A 6,965-nucleotide genomic window follows, 5' to 3' on the forward strand; every position below is an offset into this window, starting at 1 on the left:
GGCTTATGAGCAAAGCGAATTAGCCGGAGCCGGGTGAGGGGGAGACCGGCTCCGTCATCCTATTCCTCGTCCACGGCGTCGACGTCGATGGGCACGCCGGGGCGGTGCTTGGTGGTTTGCAGCACCTGCATCGTCTTGACATGGTTCACATTGGGTGCCGCGGTCAGGCGCTCATCCACGAAGGTCTTGTAGGCGTCCCAATTCTCCGCCACCACTTTCAGCAGGAAATCGGCCTCGCCGGCCAGCATGTGGCACTCGCGGACTTCCGGCCAGCTCTCGACCAGCTGCTCGAATTTCTGCAGATCGGCCTTCGCCTGGCTGGACAGGCCGATCAGCGCAAACACCGTCAGCTCGTAGCCCAGCAGCTCCGGCGCGATATCGGCATGGTAGCCGCGGATGAAGCCGGCCTCCTCCAGCGCGCGCACGCGGCGCAGGCAGGGCGGCGCCGAAATGCCGGCGCGCCGGGCCAGGTCCACATTGGTCATGCGGCCATTTTCCTGGAGATCGTCGAGGATGCGTCGATCGATGCGGTCGAGTTTTACGCGCCGGGTCGGCATGCTGTTTCCTTGGAACTGGACAAAATGAAGGGGATCGTCAGGAACTGCCTGTTTTGCGCAACTATATAATAAGGTTCTTTAGAAACCGCAATTATATTGCGCAACTTTTTTGCGCGCCGACTATATCGCCGATGACTTGCCGTCGCCACCCAGGCATGACAGGGTTCCGCCGTTTTCGACGGCAAGAAAGCGGCGCGTTCCATGGATGTTTCCGGCCTCACCTGCTGGGTTGTGACCGATGGCAAAGTCGGCATGGAAATCCAGTGCATCGGCCTGGCCGAGGCGCTGGGATTGTCGCCCGTCGTAAAGCGCATCGCGCCGGCAGCGCCGTGGCGCTGGCTGCCGCCCTCGCCGCTTTGGGCCACGCTGGCCGCCGCCGGGCCGGGCGGCGACCGGCTGGAGCCGCCCTTCCCCGATCTGCTGATCGCCAGCGGCCGGCAATCCGCCGGCCCCGCCATCGCCATGCGCAAGGCCAGCGCCGGCAAGACCTTCACGGTGCAGATCCAGGATCCGAAGACGGCCCCGTCCAATTTCGACCTGATGATCGTGCCGGAGCACGACACGGTGCGCGGCGACAATGTGTTCCGCACCTTCGGCTCGCTGAACCGGGTGACCCGCGCCCGGCTGGATGCGGAGGCGGCCAGGTTCGCGCCGGCCCTGGCGCATCTGCCGCGCCCGCTGGTGACAATCTCCATCGGCGGCAGCAATGACCGCTACACGCTGGACCGCGCCGCCATTGACGCTTTGTGCGACAAGCTGCTGGCGCTGACGCAAAGCCATGGCGTCGGCCTAGCCGTCACGCCGTCGCGCCGCACCGGGGCGCAGAACGAGCAGCGCCTGCGCGAGCGGCTGGCCGGCGCGCCGGCGGTGGTGTGGGACGGCAGCGGCGATAATCCTTATTTCGGCTATCTGGGCCTGGCCGACCATATCGTCGTCACCTGCGATTCGGTGAACATGGTCTCCGAGGCCTGCGCCACCGGCAAGCCGGTGCATGTCGTCATGCTGCCCGGCGGCAGCGCCAAGTTCGAGCGTTTCCACGCCGCGATGCGCGCCGCCGGCTACACCCGCCCGTTCGACGGCGCGCTGGAGGCCTGGTCCTACACGCCGCTGGACGAAACCGCGCGCGCCGCCGGCGAGGTAAGGCGGCGGCTGGAACTTCGGGAGAGATGATGCCGAGACCCCTGCGCCTGCCAGCCTGCGACACGCTACGGCGTTGTAATTAACGCCGCCGGGCCGTACATAATCGGTCGATGGCAAAAGGTGCAGTATCATGAACTTCATCGATATTGCCGGCTTCCGCGCGACGCCGGTGGAATCCGATCCGTACCCCTATCTGGTGATGGAGAATTTCGTCCGCGCCGAGGCATCGGCCGGCGTGGACCGCGACTTCCCGGATATCGATAAGGGCGGCAGCTTCGATCTGTCGACCGTTACGGTCGGCCCCGCCGTACAGGCGCTGATCGACGAGTTGAACAGCGCCCCGGTGCGCGACGCCTTCGCCGAGAAGTTCGGCATCGATCTGGAAGGCCGCCCCACCACCTTCACCCTGCGCGGCATGAGCCGGGAGAAGGATGGGCGCATCCATACCGACAGCAAGACCAAGCTGATCACCGCGCTGATCTATCTGAACCCGGATTGGGAGCCGGCGGCCGAGGGCGGCCGGCTGCGCATGCTGCGCACCGATGGCGACCTGGAGAATTACGTGGCCGAGGTGCCGCCCACCTTCGGCACGCTGGTCGCCTTCAAATGCCAGGAGAATGCCTGGCACGGCCATAAGCCCTTCGTCGGCCGCCGCCGGTCCATCCAGCTGAACTGGGTGGTGGATGAGAGCGCCGTCGCGGCCAGTCGCAGCCGGCACCGCCTCTCCTCCTTCTTCAAGAAGCTGCTGCCGGCCTGACCGGCGCGCGATATCCCAGAACAAGAAACGGCGAGACATGGCGCTCCAGATCGAGACCTTCAGCAACCTCACCGGCGGGCAGAGCTTCTTCAAGGCCATCGGCCATCCGCTCTCCGCCGGGCCGATCGCAGCCCTGCTGGCGCGCCTCGGCAAGGGCGGCAAGGTCGCGGTCTACGACCCGCTGGGCTTCCTGCAGCCGTTCGCGGAAATCCATGGCTGCGAGGCGCTGACCCTGGCCGGGATTTACGTGCAGAACATCGACTGGATCGGCCGCCTGCTGCTCGGCCAGCCGGCGCAGCCCGTAACCGCGCTGCAGGAAAGCGGGGCCGAGACGGTGTTCGTCGTCGCCTACGATGCCGGCCGGCTGATCGCCCATATCCGCCATTTGCTGCCCGCCGACGCCGCGGTCGTCTCGCTGGACGATGCCCGCCTGCCGGCCGAGATGCTGGGCAACCCGCGCAATTATCTCGACCCGTTGAACTTCGCCACCAACATGGCGCTGTTCCGCGATGCCGACGGGCACCATACCCGCCTCACCACCGCCAATTACTGGGCCGGCTATGGCGCCAAGGACGTTTCCGTCTGGTGCCGGCTGTTCGACGCCAATGGCAAGACGCTGGTGGATTGGCGGCAGGATTTACCGAACGCCACCGCCAGCCTGGTGTTCGACAGCAAGGAGATTCGCGCCCGCTTCGGCCTGGGGGATTTCTGCGGCAGCCTGTTCATCCATGTGATCGGCGCGCGCGGGCACGATGTGGTGAAATACGCCATGGACACCTATGGCGACGATGCCGCCGTGCTGTCCTGCACGCATGACGCCAATGCCTGGCCGGCCGATTTCTATGCCGGCCTGCCCGCCCCGCGCCCCGGCGACCGGGTGCTGCTGTGGCTGCAGAACGCGCATCCCGCGCCGATCCCGGCCGGAGGCATCGGCCTCAATCTGATGGGCCGGCGGGAGATCGTCTGGCTCGACCGCGAGATTCCCGGCTTCGGCACCCATGCGCTGGATATCGCCGAGCTGCTGCCGGATGCGCGCTGGCCGCAGCAGATCGAAATCCAGGCCGGCAAATACGTCGTGCGGCCACGCTATGAGGTGGTGCAGGCCGATGGCCGCCGCCGCATCGCCCACGCCAATGTGGAGCGCACCGATCTGAAGCCCGACCCGCGCCTGCCGGAGCTGTCCAACCTGATGGGCAAGGGCTTCATCCTGCCCGCGCCGATCCTGCCCACTGACCGGTTCGACAGCATCCTGCTGCCGACGCCGATGGCGACCGGGCAGGAGGATCTGCCGGTGGCGGTGGCGATCTACGACCCGCAGGGCCGCGAGGTGGCGCAGAAGCGCCTGGGCCGGCTGCCGCGCCGCGACAGCGTGGCGGTCGAGCTGAAGGAGCTGGTCGACGGCCATCTGAAGGGCGGCTACGGCCATGTCGAGCTGCTGTACGATTTCGCCGAGGGCGGCAGCGGCGACGGCTGGCTGCACGGGCTGTTCCGCTATGAGGACCGGCAGACCGGGCATGCCGCCGATTCCAGCTTCGGCGCGCATATCTTCAACACCGTGCTGACCTACAAGAACGAGCCGCAGAGCTATGCCGGCCGCGCGCCGGGCCTGTCGACCCGGCTGTTCCTGCGCCTGGGCCCGCAGCCGATGGACACGATCTGCCATTTGATCTACGCCGCTTCCAGCCCGTGGCACGCATTGTCGGAGACGGAGCTGATCCTGACCTCCGCCGAGGGCCGGGAGATCGCGACTCACGCGGTTGCAATTCCATGTTCCGGTAGTTTTTTCTTCCGATATTCGGAAGTGTTCGACGCCGAAACGCGCGAAAAGGCCGGCGAGGACGCCTATATCCTGATCCGCGACCAGACCTGCCGGCTGTTCGGCTTCCACGGCCTGATCCGCGAGAACGGGCCGAAGGGCGCCTTCAGCCTGGACCATATGTTCGGCTTCTGAGGCATGGCCATGGACAGCCGCATCCGCCTGGCCGGGCGCGCGGATATCCCGGCGCTCGCCATCGTCATCCGCGAGACGGATCTGTATTACCGCTCGCCGCACACCCAGACGGTCGAGGCCACCATCGCCAAGCTGGAGGCGCTGGATTTCGGCGGGACCGCCCGCTTCGAGATGCTGCTGGCCGAGGTGCGGGACGGCGATGCGTGGCGGCCGGCCGGCATGGCGACGCTGGCGACGCTGTTCCCCACCACCGCCTCCAGCCCGGCCTTCTTCCTGAAAGATCTGTTCGTGCTGGAGGCGTATCGCAGCCTGGGTCTGGGCAAGCAGCTGATGCAGCGCATCGCCGCCCTGACCGTGGAGCGCGGCTATACCCGCCTGGACTGGACGGCGGAGACCAACAATCCGGCCACGCTGCGCTTCTACGACACGCTGGGCGCGCAGCGCCGGGAGGAGAAGCTGTTCTTCCGGCTGAACGGCGAGGCGCTGAAAAAGCTGGCGGGCGAAGAGTAGGGGCTAGGCCAGCCCCTTCTCCAGAAAGCCGGACAGGCGGCGGGCGAAGGCGCGCGGGTCGGGCACCGCCTCGCCCTCGACGATGCGGGCCTGGTCGAGCAGCAGGTAGGCCGCGTCGTCAATCTCGGCTTCCGCCCCCTTGGCCGCCACATGGGAAGCCAGGCGGCGGATCACCGGGTGGCCGGCATTCACCTCCAGGATGCGCTTGAAGGCGCTGTCGAGCTGCTTGTGCTGGCGCAGCAGCCGTTCCAGATGCATGTCCATGTCGCCATCGTCGGCCACCAGGCAGACGGCGCTGTCGGTCAGCCGCTCCGAGGCGCGGACATCCTTTACCTCGTCCTTCAGCGCCAGCTTCAGCAAAGCGACCAGGCTGCCGATATCGCCATCCTTGTCGGCCGCTTCGTCCTGCTTCTCGTCCTCCGGCTTGTCCTCGACCTTCACCTTGGACAGGTCGGAACCGCCGCGCGTCACCGACTTGAAGTTCTTGCCGTCGAACTGGCCGATGGCCGGCACCCAGAACTCGTCGATCGGGTCGGTCAGCAGCAGCACCTCCACGCCCTTGGCCTTGAAGCCTTCGAGCTGCGGGCTGGCGAGCAGCGCCGACGCATCCTCGCCGGTGATGTAGAAGATGGTGTCCTGGCCTTCCTTCATCCGGCCGACATAATCCGCCAGGCTGACCAGCCCGTCGCCCTGCCCGTCCCCATGGGTGGAGCGGAAGCGGGCCAGCTTCAGCAGGCTGTCGCGCTCGTTGCCATGCTCGCTATAGAGGCCTTCCTTCAGCACCGGGCCGAAATTCTCCCAGAAGGCGGCATAGCCCTCGGCATCCTTCTCGGCCTTTTTCTCCAGGTCGCCCAGCACGCGCTTCACGATGCCCTGGCGCATCTTCTGCACCACCGGGCTGGATTGCAGCATCTCGCGGCTGACATTCAGCGGCAGATCCTCGGAATCGATCACCCCGCGCAGGAAGCGCAGATATTCCGGCACCAGCTCCTGGCAATCGTCGGTGATGAAGACCCGGCGGACATAGAGCTTCACCCGGTTCTTGCGCTCCGGATGGAACAGGTCGAACGGCCGCGAGCCGGGGATGAACAGCAGGCCGGTATATTCGATGATGCCCTCGGCCCGCCAATGGATGGTCTCCGCCGGATCGTCGAAGGCGTGCGAGACGTGGTGGTAGAACTCCTTGTAGTCCTCCGGCTTGATCTCGCTCTTGGATCGGGTCCACAGCGCCGAGGCGCGGTTCGCCGTCTCCAGCTTGCCGTCTTCCAGGAACTTGATCGGGATGGCGATATGGTCGGAATAGCGGCGCACGATCTGCTTCAGCCGGTCGGCTTCCAGATAGTCGTCCATGCCGTCGCGCAGGCGCAGGGTGATGATGGTGCCGCGCGCCGCCTTCTCGCTGGCCGCCACCGTGTAGTCGCCCTGCCCGTCGGAGGTCCACAGCCAGGCGGCATCCTCGCCGGCCTTGCGGGTCAGCACCTCGACCTCGCGGGCCACCATGAAGGCGGAATAGAAGCCGACGCCGAACTGGCCGATCAGGTTGCTGTCCTTCTTCGCGTCGCCGCTCATCTCGCCGACGAAGGCGGCCGTGCCAGAACGCGCGATGGTGCCCAGATTGGCCACCAGCTCGTCGCGGTTCATGCCGATGCCGTTATCGGCCACGGTGATGGTGCGCGCGGCCTTGTCGAGCGAAATGGTGATGGCGAGCTCCGCATCCTCGCCCAGCAGCGCCGGCTCGGTCAGCGCCAGGTAGCGCAGCTTGTCGCACGCGTCCGACGCGTTCGAGATCAGCTCGCGCAGGAAGATTTCCTTCTCGCTGTAGAGCGAGTTCACCACGATATCGAGAAGGCGGCTTACTTCCGCCTGAAAGGAGAGCTTTTCTGCCGACATGATGTGTCCGGTTCTTCTTCGTGTTGGGTGGAAAAGGGTGGCTGAAATATGTGAACTTATCCCTGCCCTGCAAGCCCCTATCTGATGTAGGGGGAAGGATCGCCGAGCCAGCCGCACGATGCTTCGAGACGCCCTCTGCCGAGGGCTCCTCAGCATGAGG

At 66.0% G+C, this 6,965-nt stretch carries 6 protein-coding genes; 4 read left to right on the top strand and 2 right to left on the bottom strand.

What is annotated here, in order from left to right; all coding sequences use genetic code 11:
• Positions 1 to 59 precede the first annotated feature (59 nt).
• Positions 60 to 557, bottom strand: coding sequence for an Lrp/AsnC family transcriptional regulator (locus AUP43_RS04745; RefSeq protein WP_067553292.1), 498 nt, complete (start codon positions 555 to 557; stop codon positions 60 to 62).
• A 201-nt stretch (positions 558 to 758) separates the two neighbouring features.
• Between AUP43_RS04745 and AUP43_RS04750 the strand changes: the two genes are divergently transcribed.
• From AUP43_RS04750 to AUP43_RS04765, 4 genes are all read left to right on the top strand, one after another.
• Positions 759 to 1,727, top strand: a complete 969-nt coding sequence (locus tag AUP43_RS04750; RefSeq protein WP_067553294.1) for a mitochondrial fission ELM1 family protein — start codon at positions 759 to 761, stop codon at positions 1,725 to 1,727.
• A gap of 100 nt (positions 1,728 to 1,827) precedes the next feature.
• Positions 1,828 to 2,454: a 2OG-Fe(II) oxygenase gene (locus tag AUP43_RS04755; protein WP_067553296.1), complete on the top strand. Its 627-nt coding sequence runs from the start codon at positions 1,828 to 1,830 to the stop codon at positions 2,452 to 2,454.
• A gap of 37 nt (positions 2,455 to 2,491) precedes the next feature.
• Positions 2,492 to 4,405, top strand: coding sequence for a hypothetical protein (locus tag AUP43_RS04760; RefSeq protein ID WP_067553299.1), 1,914 nt, complete (start codon positions 2,492 to 2,494; stop codon positions 4,403 to 4,405).
• 3 nt (positions 4,406 to 4,408) lie between these two features.
• Positions 4,409 to 4,915 (top strand): GNAT family N-acetyltransferase, encoded by a 507-nt coding sequence (locus AUP43_RS04765; RefSeq protein ID WP_067553301.1) that lies wholly within the window; start codon positions 4,409 to 4,411, stop codon positions 4,913 to 4,915.
• Positions 4,916 to 4,918: 3 nt separating this feature from the next.
• Here the strand turns inward: AUP43_RS04765 and htpG are convergent, their stop codons facing one another.
• Positions 4,919 to 6,805 carry a molecular chaperone HtpG gene (htpG, locus tag AUP43_RS04770; protein ID WP_067553302.1) on the bottom strand — a complete coding sequence of 629 codons (1,887 nt, stop codon included), beginning with the start codon at positions 6,803 to 6,805 and terminating at the stop codon, positions 4,919 to 4,921.
• Between the last annotated feature and the right edge of the window lie 160 nt (positions 6,806 to 6,965).

The sequence above is a fragment of the Oceanibaculum pacificum genome (assembly GCF_001618175.1).
GTDB lineage: Bacteria > Pseudomonadota > Alphaproteobacteria > Oceanibaculales > Oceanibaculaceae > Oceanibaculum > Oceanibaculum pacificum.